This window comes from Pseudomonas sp. B21-023 (genome assembly GCF_024749165.1).
GTDB lineage: Bacteria > Pseudomonadota > Gammaproteobacteria > Pseudomonadales > Pseudomonadaceae > Aquipseudomonas.
The window spans coordinates 5,563,541-5,580,271 of the sequence record NZ_CP087190.1 but is presented as its reverse complement, the minus strand read 5'-3'; the positions used below and the strand labels follow the sequence as shown (position 1 = coordinate 5,580,271).

Genomic DNA, 16,731 nt, shown 5'->3' with positions numbered 1-16,731 from the left:
GTCAGCCCAGGTTGTCGAAGTCGAGGGACTGCTTGAGCGCCGTCCAGTGCGTCGCCTCGGCCTCGCCCAGGGGAGTGGGTTTGACGTAGCTCAGGGCGAACATCTTGCGCGTGCCCGGCAGCACCAGCGCCAGCTGGTACTGGTAGACCTTTTCCTGGCCCTTGCTGAACTGGCTGCTCAGCTCGATCGCCTCGATCGGCTGCGCCGCGCCCACCTGGGTGGCGCGGGCCGGCTGGAACTGCAGGTCCTTGACCTGTTGCTGCAGGCGCTGCAACTGGCCGTCGAAGTTGCTCTGCAGGGTCTCGCCCTCTTCGAGCAGGCTGCGGCTGACGATCAGCGAGGTGCCCAGGGCTTCGAAGCGCAGGATGTTGATGCTGGTGTCGCGTACCTGCGCATCGGGCAGGGCGAAGCGGAATTCGTTGACGCGGTAGCTCATGGTTTGTTCTCGTTACTTGCCGGCGCCGGGAAAGAGGGCCTTCACCGCGCCGTCGATGGCCGTTTTCACGCCCTGGTTGTTCGGGGCGGTCTGCGCGCCGCTGCCCACGTTCAGGTCAAGGGTGCCGCCGGTGTTGATCTCGGCGTCGGCGTTGGCGTGGAAGCTGAACTGCTCGCAGCTGATGTTGATCTGCCCGCTGGCGTTGAGCTCGATCACGCTCTTGCCGCAGACCAGGCGCAGGTTCTCGCCGACTTCGATCAGGTAGCTGGTGCTGACACTGTCGGTCTTGCTCGCGCCGACCAGCAGCATGTCGTCGCGGCGCACGGCGCGGATGCGGTCCTGGCCGATGGTGATGGTCTCGAGCATGCCTACGGTCTGGGTGCGGTTGACGCCCACCGACAGCGTCTCGCTCTGCTCGACCACGGTGTCCATGTTGCGTTCGGCATGCATGTACAGTTGCTCGGCGCCCTTCTTGTCCTCCATGCGGATTTCGTTGAAGTTGGCCGGGCTGCCGCCCTTGCTCGAACGGCTCTTCATGCCGCTCTGGGTGGCGCCGCCGGGCAGGTCGTAGGGCACGGTCTGTTCGGCGTTGTACACCCGCCCGGTGATGATCGGCCGGTCGGGGTCGCCTTCGAGGAAGCTGACGATGACTTCCTGGCCGATGCGCGGGACCTGGATCGAGCCCCAGTTCTTGCCGGCCGTGGCCTGGGATACGCGGATCCAGCACGAGCTGTTCTCGTTGGACTGGTCGTGGCGGTCCCAGTGGAAGTGCACCTTCACCCGGCCGTACTGGTCGGTCCAGATCTCCTCGCCAGCCGGGCCGACCACCACGGCGGTCTGCGGCCCCTTGACGATCGGGCGAAGCGAACTGCTCACCGGGCGGTAGCTCTGCTGCGCGTCGATGCAGCTCAGGTTGCTCTCGAACTGCGCCGCGCCGCTGCCGCCACCGCTCTCCAGGCGTTCCTGGTGCACGTAGTAGCGGGCGGCGACGATCAGGTACTCGCGGTTCTGGTCCTGGCGGCTGAAGTTGCTCAGGCTGAACAGATGGCCGCTGCCCAGGCCCCGGGCGTTGCCGCGCAGCTCGACACGCTCGTGCAGGCTTTGCAGCGACTCCAGGCGGGTGCGGGCATAGTGCTCGCCGTCCTGGGTCTGCTCGTAGGCGCCGGGGTAGTCGTACAGCGGGTAGTCGCCGGCCTGGTGCGGCCGGGGCATGGCCGAGCGCACGTCGATGCGCGCGCTGGGGCGCTGGAAGTCGTAGTCGTTTAGCTCCAGGGAGCCGGGCTGGACTTCCTGAGCCAGGTGCCAGTCGTTGATGTGGTCGCGCTCGCGGTGCTGGCCGTCCGGCGGGTAGTAGGGCACGGTCTCGTAGCCGGGGGCTTTCTGGTGCGCGCCATAGGCGTCGGCGAGCACCAGCACGTGGCGTTCCTGCTCGTGGCGGAAGAAGTAGTAGATGCCTTCCTCCTCCATCAGCCGGCTGACGAAGTCGAAGCTGGTCTCGCGGTACTGCACGCAGTACTCGCGCTCGCGGTAGTTGCGGCTGAGCAGGTCCTCGAAATCCGAGAAACCCAGGTCGCGGAACACTTGCTTGATGATCTGCGGCGCGCTCAGGTGCTGGAAGATTCGGCAGTCGCTGGTGCGCGTCAGCAACCACAGCCAAGGGCGCAGGGTGACGCGGTAGCTGGCGAACTGGCCCTGATCCACCGACTGGCTGCAACGGGCGACGATGCCGTGGAAGTGCCGCGATGTGCCGAGGCTCTGCTGCACGCTCAGGCTCATGGGCTTGCCCAGCAGCTGGTTGAGGTCGATGGCTGGGTCGTCGCTGGTCAGCTGCAGCTCGTAGTCGAACAGGCGGCCAAGCTCCTCGCTGCCGCCCATCTCTGCAAGGATCAGCTTGTCCGGCCCCAGGGGGCTGTTGATTTGCGCCAGGCGCGTGAACTGCTTGAACAGCATGGTCGGTCCTGTCAGTCGGCGGCGCCGAAGTCATAGTGCAAGTCGCTGTCGCGACGGCTGATGCTGACGCTGGCCAGCGGCTTGCCCTCGAGCAGGCGGGTGAGGAACTCGCGGCTCATATCCGGCAGCAGGCCGTTGGTGAGGATGGCGTCGATCATGCGGCCACCGCTTTCGGTCTCGGTGCAGCGCGAGACAATCAGCTCGACCACCTCGTCGTCGTAGGCGAAGCCGACCTTGTGGGTACCTTCCACACGCTTGCGAATGCGCTCCAGCTGCAGGCGGGTGATGGCCTTGAGCATGGTGTCGCTGAGCGGGTAGTAGGGGATGGTCACCAGGCGACCGAGCAGCGCCGGCGGGAAGATCTCCAGCAGCGGCTTGCGCAGCGAAGTGGCCACGGCCTCGGGGTCGGGCAGGGCCTGCGGGTCCTTGCAGGTGTTGGCGATCAGCTCGGTGCCGGCGTTGGTGGTGAGCAGGATCAGGGTATTGCGGAAGTCGATCTGGCGGCCTTCGCCGTCTTCCATCACGCCCTTGTCGAACACCTGGAAGAAGATTTCATGCACGTCGGGGTGGGCTTTTTCCACCTCGTCCAGCAGCACCACGCTGTACGGGCGGCGGCGCACCGCTTCGGTCAGCACGCCGCCTTCGCCGTAGCCGACGTAGCCGGGTGGCGCGCCCTTGAGGGTCGAGACGGTATGGGCTTCCTGGAATTCGCTCATGTTGATGGTGATCAGGTTCTGTTCACCGCCATACATGGCCTCGGCCAAGGCCAGGGCGGTCTCGGTCTTGCCCACGCCGGAGGTGCCGGCGAGCATGAACACACCGATCGGCTTGTTCGGGTTGTCGAGGCCTGCGCGGGAGGTCTGGATGCGCTTGGCGATCATCTTCAGCGCGTGATCCTGGCCGATGATGCGCTTGGCCAAATGCGAGTCGAGGTTGAGCACGGTCTCGATCTCGTTGCGCGCCATGCGCCCCACCGGGATACCGGTCCAGTCGGCGACCACCGAGGCCACTGCCTGGTAATCCACGGTTGGCAGGATCAGCGGGCTCTCGCCTTGCAGCTGGCTCAGGCGCTGCTGCAGGTCGATGAGTTTTTCGCGCAGCTCATGACTGCCCTGCACGTCTACTTCCTGATCGACCACACCGACCTGTTCACGCAGTTGCGCGCGGGTGGCCAGCAGCTCGTCGACCAGGGCTTTCTCCTCGGCCCAACGGCTTTCCAGGGCGGCCAGGCGCTCGCGCTCTTCGGCCAGCAGGCTGTCGGCCTGGGGCTGACGTTGCCCGGTGTTCACACCGATGGCGGCCTCGCGGGCGATGATCTGCAGCTCGACTTCCAGCGCCTCGATGCGCCGACGGCTGTCGTCCACCTCGGCCGGCACCGCGTGCAGGCTGATGGCCACGCGGGCGCAGGCGGTGTCGAGCAGGCTCACCGACTTGTCGGGCAACTGGCGCGCCGGAATGTAGCGGTGCGACAGCTTCACGGCGGCTTCCAGCGCTTCGTCGAGGATCTGCACCTGGTGGTGCTTCTCCATGGTCGAGGCCACGCCGCGCATCATCAGCAGCGCCTTGGCCTCGCTCGGCTCGTCCACTTGGACCACTTGGAAGCGCCGGGTCAGCGCCGGGTCCTTCTCGATGTGCTTCTTGTACTCGGCCCAGGTAGTCGCCGCCACGGTGCGCAGGCTGCCACGGGCAAGGGCCGGTTTGAGCAGGTTGGCGGCATCGCCCGTGCCGGCCGCGCCACCGGCGCCGACCAGGGTGTGGGCTTCGTCGATGAACAGGATGATCGGCTTGGGCGAGGCCTGCACGTCTTCGATGACCTGGCGCAGGCGCTGCTCGAACTCGCCCTTCATGCTGGCGCCGGCCTGCAGCAGGCCGACGTCCAGGCTGCGCAGCTCGACGTCTTTCAGGGCCGGCGGCACGTCGCCGGCGACGATGCGCAGGGCGAAGCCTTCGACCACGGCGGTCTTGCCGACGCCGGCCTCGCCGGTGAGGATCGGGTTGTTCTGGCGGCGGCGCATGAGGATGTCCACCAGCTGGCGGATTTCCTCGTCACGGCCGACGATGGGGTCGAGCTTGCCGCTGCGCGCCTGCTCGGTGAGATCGACGGTGAAGCGCTTGAGCGCCTCCTGCTTGCCCATCGCCGCCGGGGCCAAGGCACCGCTGGCCTCGCCGGGGGCGGCGGCGCTGAAACCATCGCTGGCGGCCAGGTTGTTTTCCGGCGAATCGCCCACGTACTCGTCGAAGCGTTCGCTGAGAGCTTCGACCTTCAGCTTGGCGAACTCGCTGGACAGCCCCAGCAGGGCGTTGCGCAGGCTCGGGGTCTTGAGGATGCCAACCAGCAGGTAGCCGGTGCGCACTTGGTTTTCACCGAACATCAGGCTGCCGTACACCCAGCCGCGCTCGACGGCTTCCTCGACCTGGGAGGACAGGTCGGTGATCGACGTCGAGCCCCGCGGCAGGCGGTCCAGGGCGTCCGTCAGGTCGCGGGCCAGGCGCGCCGGCTCGATGTTGAACTGACGGATGATGCGATGCAGGTCGCTGTCCTGCAGTTGAAGCAACTGGTGCAGCCAGTGCGCCAGCTCGACATAGGGGTTGCCCCGCAGCTTGCAGAACACCGTGGCGGCCTCGATGGCCTTGTAGGCGACGCTGTTGAGTTTGCCGAACAGCGCGGCGCGGCTGATTTCACCCATGGTCCTGACTCCTTGTTGGCGGGGCGTTGACCGGCCGCTCGGCGTAGTACCGGGCGAGCTTCAGGTCGTTGGCATCGTGCGACGGCCGGCCGAGCCAGGTGTCGAACCCCAGGCGTTGGTCGGCATTGAGTTGCAGCGCGGGCACCTGGCCCTGCGCGAGGATGAGGTTGAGGTCCCAGTCCAGCTCCTGGCCCAGGTACTCGGCGACCCACGCAGCCAGCTCGACGAACGCCTGACCGCCGGGGAGCAGGGCGTGGTACTGGTCAAGGGTGAGCGGGCCCAGGCACAGGCGGAACTTGTGCTGGCGGTCCCAGACGTAGCGGCCCAGGCACAGGTCGACGCCCAGGCGGTTGGCGCGCACGCCGAGCTGGCTGCGTTCAGGCAGCTCCAGCCACTGGCCGACGTATTCCTCCAGCTTCACCGGCACGCCGAAGTAGCTGGCCAGGATGCTGCACAGGCCATCCGGGTAGCGGGTCTGCGCGGCCAGGTGACCGGACCAGTGCAGCTTGGCGGTATCGGCCAGCGGCCCCTGGCCTTGCAGCTCCGGTTGACCGCGGCCGCTGAGGGCGGCCAGGCGCGCGGCCCAGTAATCGTCGCCCGGGCGGTCATGGCTGACGGTTGGACGGGCCTCGGCCCAGGCGCGATAAAACAGGCTCAGCAAGCGGTGGTGGAAGACATCGAGAAAGCGCTTGCTGGTTGGGTCGGCGTGGTTGCGCTGGCGCTCGCGCATGTACTCGGTCAGGTGCAGCGGCAGGGGGCCGTTGGGGCCGCCGAGGCCGAAGAAAAACTGCTCCAGGCGCGCTGGCTGGTCGTCGTTGGCCGTGACCGAGGCCAGCGTTGCCGGGGCGAAGCCGCAGTCCAGGCGCTGGCCCAGGCGCACCGGTTCGTCAGCCAGGCGCAGCGAGTGGCCGAAGCGGGGCAGCTCGGGGTTCTCCGCCTCGAGACGGCGCAGCGCCTGGAAGAAGTCGTACTCCCAGGGCTCAGCCTGCATGGCCTGTAGCGTGTTCACAGGTTCGGCCTGCGCCCGGGCTTGGCTTTCCAGCGCATGATCTCGCCTCGTTCGCTGGTGCGCAGCACGGTTTCGGTGAAGCTGTTGATCGACACGTAACGGGTCAGGAAGCGCTCGAACACCGCGCCCAGCAGGAACACCCCGGTACCGCGGAAGGCGTTCTCGTCGAACGTCAGGGTGATCTCCAGGCCACGGCCGAAGACGATCGGCCCGGGCATCGGCAGGCGCCGCGTGCAGGGTTTGCAGCTGACTTCGCGCAGGCCGTCGATCTGCAGCTGCAGGGCGCTGTCCTGCTGGTCACCGTACAGGCGCAGCAGTTCGCGCAGGGCGGCGGCGCCCTGGCCCTGTTCGGCCAGCGACAGGTAGTTCAGCGACAGTTGGCTGATCAGGCGCCAGGCCCTGTTGTCGTGGGCATGGCTGGCCTTCGGTCGACTGGGGCCGGCCAGGCAGCGCACGGCGGATACCGGTGCGCTGTCGGCCAGGCTGAAGTCGCTGCGCCCGTCGCCGACATTCATGAACAGCGGCAGGTCGCGGTTGCTGCACAGCGCGCTGATGCCCAGTTGGCGCAGGTCATGGCGGTACGGCGCCTGGTTGCCATCGACCAGGCTGACGAAGGTCTCGCTGCCCATGTAGCTGGAGCGCGTACCGTTGCGCCGCTGCTCGCTGGAGAGCACGCGCGGTTCGCGGCGCACCAGGTAGTACGCCTGGTCACGGCCATAGCGCGACGGGTCGCGCACCGCGTAGAACGGCAGGAATTCCTGGTCCGGCCCGGTACCGTGGCCGGTGACCCGCTGCAACGAGTGGATCTCGAAATCAGTGGGCCGGGTACGGTCGGCGATCACATGGTGCTCGTGGACCCGGTCGGTCAGGTGGATGCGATCCACCCGGCGCGGAAACAGGTTGATCGCCGGGGTGCAGAACGGCACGAACTGGGCGGGGCCCACGCTGCTTTCCAGCGCGGCGTCGATGCGGTCGAACAGCACCAGCAGCTCCAACTCCTGGCCGTCGCAGCGCTTGACCGCGCGCTCGAGCCCGGCGAAGTCGATGAACAGGTAGCGCTGGGGCAGGGCGAAGTACTCCTGCAGCAGGCGGTAGCCCTGGAAGGCCTGCGGCACCACCGGCAACGCCGCTTCGCGGTCATCGAAGCCACAGGGCAGCAAGGCGTCCTCGACCGGGATGCGTTCGACCCAGTCGGCGCCCGGCTGGCGCGCGAACACCGCGCAGGCGCTGCCGAGCAGTTGTTCGTACAGGCGGAACGGGGTTTCGTCGGCACCGTTGAGGTACAGCGGCAAGTGCGTCAGCGGCAGGCTGGAGAACGGAATCTCGGCGCCGCTGCGCAGGGTCAGGCGCAGCCCGGCGCGGGCTTTCGGTTCGCTGGCGGCCAGGCGCCCGAGCACGGCGCCGGGGTTGCCGAAATACTCGGCCCGGGCCACCTGCAACGGCCACAGGGTGACGTCCTGGGTGCTGCGAAATTCGCAGGGCGTCTGCGAATTGCGCCCGAGATTGGCGCGCAGGACGCTGTCGCGGGGTAGCTGGAACCCGGCGGCCAGCGAGCCTTCGTCGGGATCGGTCTGCAGTTGCACCACGGTCATCGACGGGGTCGGCGCCAGGTAGTGCGGGTAGGCGATTTCCAGCAGGTTGTGGGTGAAGGTCGGGTATTCGGCGTCGAGCTTGAGCTGCACCCGCGCGGTGAGGTATGCGAAGCCTTCAAGCAGGCGCTCGACGTAAGGGTCGGCGCACTCGATCCCGGACAGCGTCAGGCGCCCGGCGATCTTCGGGTATTCCTTGGCGAACTCCGCGGCACCCTCGCGGATGTGCTGCAGTTCCTGGTTGTACAGCTCGAGCAGGCGCGGGTTCATGCGCGCCTCCGGCGGTCGGCGGGGGCCACGCGCACGTGCCCGGATTCCAGGTCGACGTCGGTCTGCAGCAGCAGCGGCAGGGCCGCCGGCTGGGCCCACAGGTCGCCTTCGATCTCGAAGCTCAGGGCGTTGGCGTTCATCTCGCCGGGCGCGGCCTGGGCCCGTACCTTCAGGGTATGGGCGAGGATGCGCGGCTCGTAGGTGGCGATGGCCTGGTGGATGATGCGTTCGAGCGCGTTGAGGTCGATGTTCGACGCGCTGTTGCCGGCCAATGCCGGCAGCCCATAGTTGATCACCGAGGCGCCGGCCGGGGAGTTCAGCGTGGCGCCGGTGTCGAGCAGCGACGTAGTGTTGAGCAGCCAGGCCAGGTCGCGCAGTACCGAGGCCTTGAGCTGCTGCAGGCTGAGCACGCGCTTGTCGGGGGCTTCCTGCGGGTTGCCCGGGTCATCGTCGGTCAGGCGATCCAGCAGCGAAGGCTGCAAGCGGTCGCGGGTGGCGATTTCGGCTACCACTGGAACATCCCTGTGAACATTTTCTGGTCTTCGAAGCCGGTGTCGCAGGAGGCGCTCGGCGCGGGCGTGGAGGCTTCCAGGCCGGCCTGGGTCAGGCGCACGGCGCGCGAGGTCTTCAGGCATTCACCCTTGAGCGTCGGGTGCGGCTGCACATGGGTCACCAGCACCACCGGCGTGCCATTGAACTGCTCGACCCGGGCCTTGCCGGCGCGGTCCGGGCTCAGGCCGCAGGGCCATTGCATGTCCAGCGCCAGGCGCTGTTCGCCGCGATCAAGCACACACTGGCCGGCATTCTCGCTCAGCTTCACGGCCTGCCCGCCCAGGTTCGCCTCGTTCAGCAGTTCGGCGTCGGCGCAAGCGCTCAGGGCCAGCAGCAGGGCACCGGCCAGGACAGCGCGGGTCATGTGAGCTCCCAGAACCAGACTTGCTTCGACTGGTAGTTGTGGTCGGAGAAACCTTTGGTCAGGCCGCGGTTCCACAGGTCGATATGGTCGCCCGTGCGGTTCTCCTGGCTTTGTCCGTTGCGGGCGAAGCAGTCCTTGTAGAAGATGATCCCGGTCTTGCCCTTGAGCGCGTCGCGGGCCTTGGCGGTACCGGCAATCTTCAGCGGGTAGAACAATCGTGTCTCCAGCCAGTTGGCCAGGGATTCGGCGCCACGGGCATGGTCGTGGGCGCACTTGGGTTCGGTATAGGTCGATTTGTTGACCTTGAGGCTCATCTCGCCGTTGAGCGCGATGCTCATGCGGATGGCGCACTGGTTGTCCCACCCGCCGTCGCAGGGCGATGACACGCTGGGGTAGGCATTCCACAGGTTGATGAAAGAAGGCTTGGCCATGATGTTCACCGTGAGCGGGTGACGCGTGGGGAGGTGCACCCGCGCCGCACGGTGGCGCGGCACGGGCGCGGTCGATCAGATCTTGACGTTCGAGCGGATGTTCCAGCCGTACTTGATCGGGCCGCCTTCCTTGGTGCCGTCGGCTTTCTGTGGCTGGTAGTCGACGGTGACCTTGGCGAAGTTCAGGGTCACGTTCTCGGTCAGGCGGTCGTCGCTGCCCGAACCGCCGGTGCTCAGCGAGCTGATGATCACCTCTTCGAGGTTGATGATCAGGTACTCGACCTGGCTTTCACCGCCGGCCTTGCGCACCGTCAGCTTGACCTTGTCGATGTGCTTGCCGCTGGAGCAGTGGGCCATCAGGTTGGGGCTGGACTTGTCGATGTACTTGGTGATGGACAGGTCCTGGATGTTGACCTTGCCCGAGCCGCCACCGCTGCCCAGGTGCATGTTGCCGGACTGGGACATGCCCCAGCTCCAGTTCAGCACGTCGATTTCGTCCTTGTGGGCCTTGTCGTGGGACTCGCCCTTGATGTCGCCGATCTTGATGAAAATATCTACAGCCATGATGTCCTCGGGATTTCGCGTCGGTTAGCGTTGAGTGGCTAATCGCGGGCAGCCCGCCCCCAGCGTGGGAGCGGGCTGGCCCGCGATGATCAGGCCCCTTTGGCCGAAGGCAGCTTCGACACCAGGCGCAGCGACACGGTCAGCCCTTCGAGCTGGTAGTGCGGGCGCAGGTAGAAGCGCGAGTTGTAGTAACCCGGGTTGCCTTCGACTTCCTCGACCACCACTTCGGCGGCCGCCAGCGGGTGCTGGGCCTTGGTGGTCTCGGTGGAGTGCGCCGGGTCGCCGTCGACGTAGTTGAGGATCCAGTCCTGCAGCCAGCGCTGCATCTCGTCCTTTTCCTTGAACGAGCCGATCTTGTCGCGAACGATGCACTTCAGGTAGTGGGCGAAGCGGCAGGTGGCGAACAGATACGGCAGACGCGCGGCCAGGTTGGCGTTGGCGGTGGCGTCCGGGTCGTCGTACTCGGCCGGTTTCTGCAGCGACTGGGCGCCGATGAAGGCGGCGAAGTCGGTGTTCTTCTTGTGCAGCAGCGGCATGAAGCCGTTCTTGGCCAGCTCCGCTTCGCGGCGGTCGGAAATGGCGATCTCGGTCGGGCACTTCATGTCCACGCCACCGTCGTCGGTGGGGAAGGTGTGCGCTGGCAGGCCTTCGACTTCGCCACCCGACTCCACGCCGCGGATGCGCGAGCACCAGCCGTAGTGCTTGAACGAGCGGTTGATGTTCACCGCCATGGCGTAGGCGGCGTTGGCCCAGGTGTACTTGCTGCTGTCGGCGCCGTCGGTGTCTTCCTCGAAGGCGAAGGCCTCCACCGGATCGGTCTTGGCGCCGTAGGGCAGGCGCGCCAGGAAGCGCGGCATGGTCAGGCCGATGTAGCGCGAGTCTTCCGATTCGCGCAGCGAGCGCCAGCCGGCGTATTCCGGAGTGGTGAAGATCTTGGTCAGGTCACGGGGGTTGCTCAGCTCCTGCCACGAGCCCATGCCCATCACCGTCGGCGAGGCGGCGGAGATGAACGGCGCGTGCATAGAGGCGCAAACCTTCGACACCTCGCCGAGCAGCTCGACGTCGGGCGGCGACTGGTCAAAGTAGTAGTCGCCCACCAGGCAGCCGTACGGCTCGCCGCCGAACTGGCCGTATTCCTCTTCGTAGAGCTTCTTGAACACCGGGCTCTGGTCCCAGGCCGTGCCCTTGAACTTCTTCAGGGTCTTGTGCAGGTCGTTCTTCGAGATGTTGAGCACGCGGATCTTCAGCTGCTCGTCGCTCTCGGTGTTGTTGACCAGGTAGTGCAGGCCACGCCAGGCGCTTTCCAGTTTCTGGAAGTCATCGTGGTGGATGATCTGGTTGACCTGGGCGGTGAGCTTGGCGTCGATGGCGGCGATGATCTGCTCGATCGAGCCGATGGCATCGTTGGACACCAGGCTAGTCTGCGCCAGGGCCTGCTCGGCGAGGGTGCGCACGGCGCTCTCGACGGCTTCCTTGGCCCGCTCGGTCTTGGGCTTGAATTCCTGCAGCAGGAGGCTGGCGAACTCGCTCGGGTCCTGGGTGGCCGCCTGCGGGGCCTGGCTGTCGCGCAACGGATCGTTCATGGTCGGTCTCCTCAGGCCTTCGGCTCGGTGTCGGCGGGTTTCGGCGCGCTGGCCAAGGCCTGCAGCAGGGCCGGGTCCTTGATAGCCTTGAGGATGATGTCCTCGGCACCGGTCTTGCCGTCCATGTAGGTCAGCAGGTTGGCCAGCTGGGTGCGGGCCTCGAGCAGCTGGTTCAGCGCATCGACCTTGCGTGCCACGGCGGCGGGGCTGAAGTCGTCCATGCTCTCGAAGGTGATGTCCAGGCTCAGGTTGCCTTCACCGGTCAGCTCGTTGGGCACGTTGAACGCCACGCGGGGCTTCATGGCCTTGAGGCGCGAGTCGAAATTGTCGACGTCGATCTCCAGGAACTTGCGGTCGGCCACCGTCGGCAGTGGTTCGGCGGGCTTGCCGGCGAGGTCCGAGAGCACGCCCATGACAAAGGGCAGCTGGACCTTCTTCTCGGCGCCGTACAGCTCGACGTCATATTCGATCTGCACCCGCGGCGCACGGTTGCGCGCGATGAACTTCTGGGAGCTGTCTTTCGCCACGTTGTTCCTCCTGGTCGCCGGTAAGGCGGCGTTGCTTGTTGCAGGCGTCGGTGTTGATGCGGTGTCGAGGCGTCAGTCGCCTTCGGGGCCGCGCAGGTTCTCGAATTGCGACAGACCCTCGGGGATCAGGTCGCGGACGATGGTCGCGAAATCGGCGTTGACCAGGTTCTTCGCCCGGCGCAGCAGCACCGGCAACGGGCTCGATGGCTCGTGGCGGGCGTAGTACTGCAGCAGGCGTTCGAGGCTCTGCAGCACGTCGTCGCGGCTGTTCACTTCGCCGGGCCGCGCCGTCGAGCGTGGCGCGGCAGCGCTGGCAACGGGTTGCCGGTCGTCATGGCTGCTGCTGGCGGGTTGGTCTTCGCTGCTGCTCGAAGGCGGCGCTGCGCCTTCCGGGCTGTAGTCGGCCAGCACCTGCTGGACCTGGCGCAGCGGCTGGCGCAACGCGGACAGATCGACGCCGCTGGACGAGCCGACCTGGTCATTGACCCGGCTCTCGATGACGTCAAGGGCGTCGCGGGCCAGTTGCAGCGCCTGGCGGCACTGTTCGAGCTGCTCGGGGTCGGCATCGCGCAGGGCGGCGGCCAGTTCCTCTGCGCTCAGCTGCTCGCTGGCGAAGTGCTGCACACCGGCTGCATGCAGGGCGGCGCGCAGGGTCACCGGGCCGAACGCCCGGGAGCGCACCAGCACGGCGTCGCGCAGCAGGCCGATGTTGGTGTCGCAGGTAAGGCCGGCCAGGGCGTTGATGCGTACGGTAGGGTCGTTGTCGTCGGCGGCATCCAGCTGCGGGTGCAGGTGCAGCCAGTATTCGCCGAGCAAGTCGCGGATCAGCTCGAGGCTGGCGGCCAGGCCCGGCAGGCCGTGCAGGGCCAGGTTGGCCTGGACCAGGAAGTGGGTGATGCGCAGGTCCTTGCTGCGTTGCAGCAGGTCGGTGCAGGACTGTTCGATGGCGCGCCACTGCGGCGGTTCGGCTGCTTGCACGGCATCGCCCATCACGCGCTCGGGGCGGCCCTGGGCATCGCGTTCCAGTTGCAGGAAATCGGCGTCGTATTCGAGGTCATCGCCGCACGGGAAGTCTGCGGAAACAGCGGCGAGCAGCTGCGGTGAGTTCACCAGAAATCGATCTCCATATCGGCCCTTGGCGAGGGCTTCGTATGCGCCAAGTTGCAAATGTGAATTGGCGCACAAACTTGTCAAAGAATGCGAAGTTGATATCACGGTGATATCACTTTGGCACTCTTAAGTTGCGCATTTATGGTTTATTTCCAAATTGCTGTCAAGGTAAGCTACGCGCCGCGCAAGGCGACTGTGAACCAGTTGGCAACCCTTGGCGTCCATTGGTCAGGTGCCATCAAAGTGCCTTGCCGATAGGGTTTAATACGGCCTTCCGGGAAGCGTGTTTTGGCATCCAGCCCTTGATTTCAAAGGGCTTGGTCGAAATGCCGGGTCGGGCTCGTTTATCCACTCAAATGGATGGATGAGTGTTTCATATATACGCAAGGAGGCATGATGGCACTTTGCCTGACCATTACCAGTTATCACAAGATCACCCCGGGGCAGTGCCCGGAGAAGTTGCTGGAAAACGGTGCCATCAGCGTCGGTCGGGCCGCGGATAATGATTGGGTGCTTCCCGATCCGGAACGCCTTGTTTCTTCGAAACATTGTGTGATCCAGTTCAAGGATGGTCGCTACTATTTGACCGATAACAGCACCAATGGCGTGGAATTGGTGCATGCCGGCATTCGCCTGCGTCGCGGTAACAGTGAGCCGTTGATGGACGGCGAAGTTATTCGAATTGGCGATTACGAGATCCAGGCACGTATTGATTCCGGCTTGTCGATCCCGATTGCCGGGCAGTCCGAGGCCCATAGTTTCGAGGCCTTGATGGCCAACCAGGTGGCCACTCCGAGCGCGCCCATCGCCGGTGCACCCGCCGCCTTCCTGCAGGGGGCGTCGAGCCACGACACCTTGCCGGATCTGTTCGATTTTCTCGGCCCTTCCAGCGTGCCGCCTGTCAGCCAGCCGGATCATGTTCCCGCGCAGCAGCATGATTTTCGACCGCCCACGCCGGTGGCGCCGCCGCCCGCGCCTTTACCGGTAGCCATGCCCGGCGCGCCGGGCGTGATCCCGGATGACTGGAACCTGTTCGATGAAACCCCGGCACCTGTTATCCAGCCCGCCCCTGTACTGGCGCCAGCACCGCCACCGCCGCTGCCGGAGCCACTGACCCCGAGCGAGCCTGTTGTTCGGCCGCAGCCCATCGTGACGGTTGCCGCGCCTGCTGACAGCGATGCGCTGCTCCAGGCTTTCCTGCGTGGCGCAGGCATCGAGCACCTGCGCATCGACGCCGTCGATGCCGCCGCGCAGATGGAGGCCATTGGCCGCAGCTACCGGCTCATGGTCGAGGGCCTGATCGATGTGTTGCGCGCGCGCAGCAGCCTCAAAGGCGAGTTCCGCATGCAGCAGACCACCATCGCCCCGGTACAGAACAACCCGCTGAAGTTCGCCCCCAATGCCGACGAAGCGCTGTTGTTGCTGCTGCGCGAGGGCAACCAGGCGTTCATGGCCCCCGACCAGGCGGTACGCGACAGCTTCGACGACCTGCGCGCCCACCAACTGGCGGTGATGGCGGGTATCGAGGCGGCGCTCAAGCACCTGCTCAAACGCTTCGAACCCGCCCGCCTGGAGGAACGCCTGGCGCCAGCGGCCGGGCTGGCCAAGCTGTTCGGCGGTTCACGCCAGGCTCATTGCTGGCAGCAGTTCACCGAGCTCTACAGCCAGATTTCCCGGGAAGCCGAAGACGACTTCCAGGACCTGTTCGGCCGCGAGTTCAGCCGCGCCTACGAGGCCCACAGCCAACGCATTCAACGTTCCTGAGGCCAATGCCCGGGACACAGGAAGAACACAAGACGTCATGAGGACGAGGATGAGTGCAACAAGACTGATCGCAGCCCTGGCCATGGTGCTGCTCAGTGCCTGCAGCAAGGACACGCCGAGCGAGCCAGCTCCCGAGGCGGCGCCCGCCACGGGGGTCACCCTGTACTTCAGCGCCGCCGCCGGGCTCAACCCCGGTGCCAGCGGCATGCCCGCGCCGGTACGGGTGCGCATCTACGAGCTGAAGAACAGCGCCGCCTTCGCCCGTGCCGACTATTTCGCCTTGGCCGAACGTGCCCAGGCCACCTTGGCCGCCGACCTGATCGACCAGGACGAAGTCCTGCTCCAGCCCGGCGAGCAGCTGCGCCTGGAGCGCCCGCTCGACCCGGCCACGCGCCAGGTCGGCCTGGTGGTCGGTTACCGCGAGGTCGATCGCGCCCAGTGGCGCAGCGTGCTGCCGGTACCGCCCCGTGATTATCAGATCAGCCTCGATGTGCGCGCCGTGCGCAGCGCCGTGGCCGCCCCACAACCTGAGCCTGCCCGCTAGGCAATCGGAGAAAGCATGTCCTGGAACAATCGCGTGGTCTGGTCGGAAGGGATGTTCATCACCACCCAGCACTTCCAGCAGCACGACCGCTACCTGGAAAACTTCGTCGATGCCCGCAGCCGGCCGCTCAGCGCCGCCGCCTGGGGGTTTTCCGAACTGCTGATCGATCAGGGCCTGCTGGCCCAAGGCAAGCTGGCGATCCTCAGCGCCCGTGGCCTGCTGCCGGATGGCACGCCGTTCGATATTCCCCGTGACGACCTGCCGCCCGCGCCGCTGGAGATTCCCGACGACCTGCGCAACGGTGTGATCCACCTCGGCCTGCCGCTCAAGCGTGCCGGCGCCCGCGATACCGTCGACGACGGCGAGGTGCCTGACGGCGCGCGCTACGTCAGCCGTGTCAGCGAAGTGCGCGACGACAACGCCCCGTTCGAGAACCGCGCGCCGCTTGCCCTGGGCAGCCGAGCACTGCGCCTGCTGCGCGCCGAGGATGGCTTGAGCGACTATGCCGCGCTGGGCGTGGTGCGTATCCGCGAGAAACGTGCCGACCGCGCACTGGTGCTGGATGACAGCTACATCCCGCCACTGCTTGACGTGGCCGCCAGCAACCCGCTCTCAGGCTTTCGTGGCGAGCTGCTGGGCTTGCTGCACCAGCGCGGCGAAGCCCTGGCCGGGCGCGTGGTCGCCTCGGCCAATGGCGGCGCCTCGGAGATCGCCGACTTCATGCTGCTGCAATTGGTCAACCGCGCCCAGCCACTGGTCGAGCACCTCAACCAGCTGACGCCGCTGCACCCCGAGCGGCTGTACAGCGAGCTGGTGGCCCTGGCCGGCGAGTTCGCCACCTTCACCCGCGATGGCCGCCGTCCGGACAGCTATCCGGTGTACCAGCACGACGACCTGGCGGCGACCTTTGCCCCGGTAATGGCCGCGCTGCGCGAGGCGCTGTCGATGCTGATCGACAGCAAGGCCGTGGCCATCCCACTGGTCGAGAAGGCCTACGGCATCCACGTCGGCATGCTCGCCGACCGCAGCCTGCTCGACAGCGCCAGCTTCATCCTGGTGGTGCGCGCCGACGTGCCCAGCGAAACCCTGCGCAGCCGCTTTGGCCAACAGAGCAAGATCGGCGCGGTGGAGCACATCCGCGACCTGGTCAACCTGCAACTGCCGGGCATCGGCCTGCTGCCGCTGCCGGTGGCGCCACGGCAGATTCCGTTCCATGCCGGTTCCACCTACTTCGAGCTCGACCGGGGCAGCGAACACTGGAAGCAGCTGCAGCATTCCGGTGGTTTTGCCTTCTACGTCGCCGGCGAGTTCCCCGGCCTGAACCTGGCCTTCTGGGCCATTCGAGGATAAG

Annotated in this window: 15 protein-coding genes; 3 read left to right on the top strand and 12 right to left on the bottom strand. The window is 66.3% G+C overall.

What is annotated here, in order from left to right; all coding sequences use genetic code 11:
* Position 1 precedes the first annotated feature (1 nt).
* From LOY42_RS25185 to tssA, 12 genes are all read right to left on the bottom strand, one after another.
* Positions 2-436 (bottom strand): DcrB-related protein, encoded by a 435-nt coding sequence (locus tag LOY42_RS25185; protein WP_139667898.1) that lies wholly within the window; start codon positions 434-436, stop codon positions 2-4.
* Between the two features lie 12 nt (positions 437-448).
* Positions 449-2,386, bottom strand: a complete 1,938-nt coding sequence (locus LOY42_RS25180; RefSeq protein WP_258599623.1) for a type VI secretion system Vgr family protein — start codon at positions 2,384-2,386, stop codon at positions 449-451.
* A gap of 11 nt (positions 2,387-2,397) precedes the next feature.
* Complete coding sequence (gene tssH, locus LOY42_RS25175; protein ID WP_258599622.1) at positions 2,398-5,073, bottom strand: type VI secretion system ATPase TssH; 2,676 nt, start codon at positions 5,071-5,073, stop codon at positions 2,398-2,400.
* On the bottom strand, positions 5,066-6,115 hold the full coding sequence (gene tssG / locus LOY42_RS25170) for a type VI secretion system baseplate subunit TssG (protein WP_139667903.1): 1,050 nt from the start codon (positions 6,113-6,115) through the stop codon (positions 5,066-5,068). The genes tssH and tssG overlap by 8 nt, the downstream gene beginning before the upstream one ends.
* Positions 6,079-7,941, bottom strand: coding sequence for a type VI secretion system baseplate subunit TssF (tssF, locus tag LOY42_RS25165; protein WP_139667905.1), 1,863 nt, complete (start codon positions 7,939-7,941; stop codon positions 6,079-6,081). The genes tssG and tssF overlap by 37 nt, the downstream gene beginning before the upstream one ends.
* The gene (gene tssE, locus LOY42_RS25160; RefSeq protein ID WP_038707176.1) at positions 7,938-8,453 is read right to left on the bottom strand and encodes a type VI secretion system baseplate subunit TssE; all 516 of its coding nucleotides are present in this window, start codon (positions 8,451-8,453) and stop codon (positions 7,938-7,940) included. The genes tssF and tssE overlap by 4 nt, the downstream gene beginning before the upstream one ends.
* Positions 8,447-8,857, bottom strand: a complete 411-nt coding sequence (locus tag LOY42_RS25155) for a hypothetical protein (RefSeq protein ID WP_102683427.1) — start codon at positions 8,855-8,857, stop codon at positions 8,447-8,449. The genes tssE and LOY42_RS25155 overlap by 7 nt, the downstream gene beginning before the upstream one ends.
* A complete protein-coding gene (locus LOY42_RS25150) occupies positions 8,854-9,288 on the bottom strand; it encodes a type VI secretion system amidase effector protein Tae4 (protein ID WP_102683426.1) in 435 nt (144 codons plus the stop codon). The genes LOY42_RS25155 and LOY42_RS25150 overlap by 4 nt, the downstream gene beginning before the upstream one ends.
* A gap of 75 nt (positions 9,289-9,363) precedes the next feature.
* Positions 9,364-9,852: a type VI secretion system tube protein Hcp gene (locus LOY42_RS25145; protein WP_023632508.1), complete on the bottom strand. Its 489-nt coding sequence runs from the start codon at positions 9,850-9,852 to the stop codon at positions 9,364-9,366.
* 89 nt (positions 9,853-9,941) lie between these two features.
* The gene (gene tssC, locus LOY42_RS25140) at positions 9,942-11,435 is read right to left on the bottom strand and encodes a type VI secretion system contractile sheath large subunit (RefSeq protein WP_046857484.1); all 1,494 of its coding nucleotides are present in this window, start codon (positions 11,433-11,435) and stop codon (positions 9,942-9,944) included.
* A gap of 11 nt (positions 11,436-11,446) precedes the next feature.
* A complete protein-coding gene (gene tssB / locus LOY42_RS25135; protein ID WP_258599621.1) occupies positions 11,447-11,962 on the bottom strand; it encodes a type VI secretion system contractile sheath small subunit in 516 nt (171 codons plus the stop codon).
* A 72-nt stretch (positions 11,963-12,034) separates the two neighbouring features.
* Complete coding sequence (tssA, locus tag LOY42_RS25130) at positions 12,035-13,072, bottom strand: type VI secretion system protein TssA (protein ID WP_139667907.1); 1,038 nt, start codon at positions 13,070-13,072, stop codon at positions 12,035-12,037.
* 396 nt (positions 13,073-13,468) lie between these two features.
* On the opposite strand from tssA, the gene tagH reads away from it, so the two are divergent.
* The 3 genes from tagH to tssK are packed head-to-tail and all read left to right on the top strand — an operon-like array spanning position 13,469 to position 16,730.
* Complete coding sequence (gene tagH / locus LOY42_RS25125; RefSeq protein ID WP_258599620.1) at positions 13,469-14,836, top strand: type VI secretion system-associated FHA domain protein TagH; 1,368 nt, start codon at positions 13,469-13,471, stop codon at positions 14,834-14,836.
* 49 nt (positions 14,837-14,885) lie between these two features.
* Positions 14,886-15,380, top strand: a complete 495-nt coding sequence (tssJ, locus tag LOY42_RS25120; protein ID WP_139667909.1) for a type VI secretion system lipoprotein TssJ — start codon at positions 14,886-14,888, stop codon at positions 15,378-15,380.
* Between the two features lie 15 nt (positions 15,381-15,395).
* Positions 15,396-16,730 (top strand): type VI secretion system baseplate subunit TssK, encoded by a 1,335-nt coding sequence (tssK, locus tag LOY42_RS25115; RefSeq protein ID WP_102683421.1) that lies wholly within the window; start codon positions 15,396-15,398, stop codon positions 16,728-16,730.
* Position 16,731: the final 1 nt, after the last annotated feature.

Bases quoted from the DNA above. Each gene is read 5' to 3' on its own strand.
- tagH (WP_258599620.1), top strand. From the start codon at position 13,469: ATGGCACTTTGCCTGACCATTACCAGTTATCACAAGATCACCCCGGGG.
- tssK (WP_102683421.1), top strand. From the start codon at position 15,396: ATGTCCTGGAACAATCGCGTGGTCTGGTCGGAAGGGATGTTCATCACC.
- LOY42_RS25145 (WP_023632508.1), bottom strand. From the start codon at position 9,852: ATGGCTGTAGATATTTTCATCAAGATCGGCGACATCAAGGGCGAGTCC.
- LOY42_RS25180 (WP_258599623.1), bottom strand. From the start codon at position 2,386: ATGCTGTTCAAGCAGTTCACGCGCCTGGCGCAAATCAACAGCCCCCTG.
- LOY42_RS25150 (WP_102683426.1), bottom strand. From the start codon at position 9,288: ATGGCCAAGCCTTCTTTCATCAACCTGTGGAATGCCTACCCCAGCGTG.
- LOY42_RS25185 (WP_139667898.1), bottom strand. From the start codon at position 436: ATGAGCTACCGCGTCAACGAATTCCGCTTCGCCCTGCCCGATGCGCAG.
- LOY42_RS25155 (WP_102683427.1), bottom strand. From the start codon at position 8,857: ATGACCCGCGCTGTCCTGGCCGGTGCCCTGCTGCTGGCCCTGAGCGCT.
- tssJ (WP_139667909.1), top strand. From the start codon at position 14,886: ATGAGTGCAACAAGACTGATCGCAGCCCTGGCCATGGTGCTGCTCAGT.
- tssF (WP_139667905.1), bottom strand. From the start codon at position 7,941: ATGAACCCGCGCCTGCTCGAGCTGTACAACCAGGAACTGCAGCACATC.
- tssC (WP_046857484.1), bottom strand. From the start codon at position 11,435: ATGAACGATCCGTTGCGCGACAGCCAGGCCCCGCAGGCGGCCACCCAG.
- tssH (WP_258599622.1), bottom strand. From the start codon at position 5,073: ATGGGTGAAATCAGCCGCGCCGCGCTGTTCGGCAAACTCAACAGCGTC.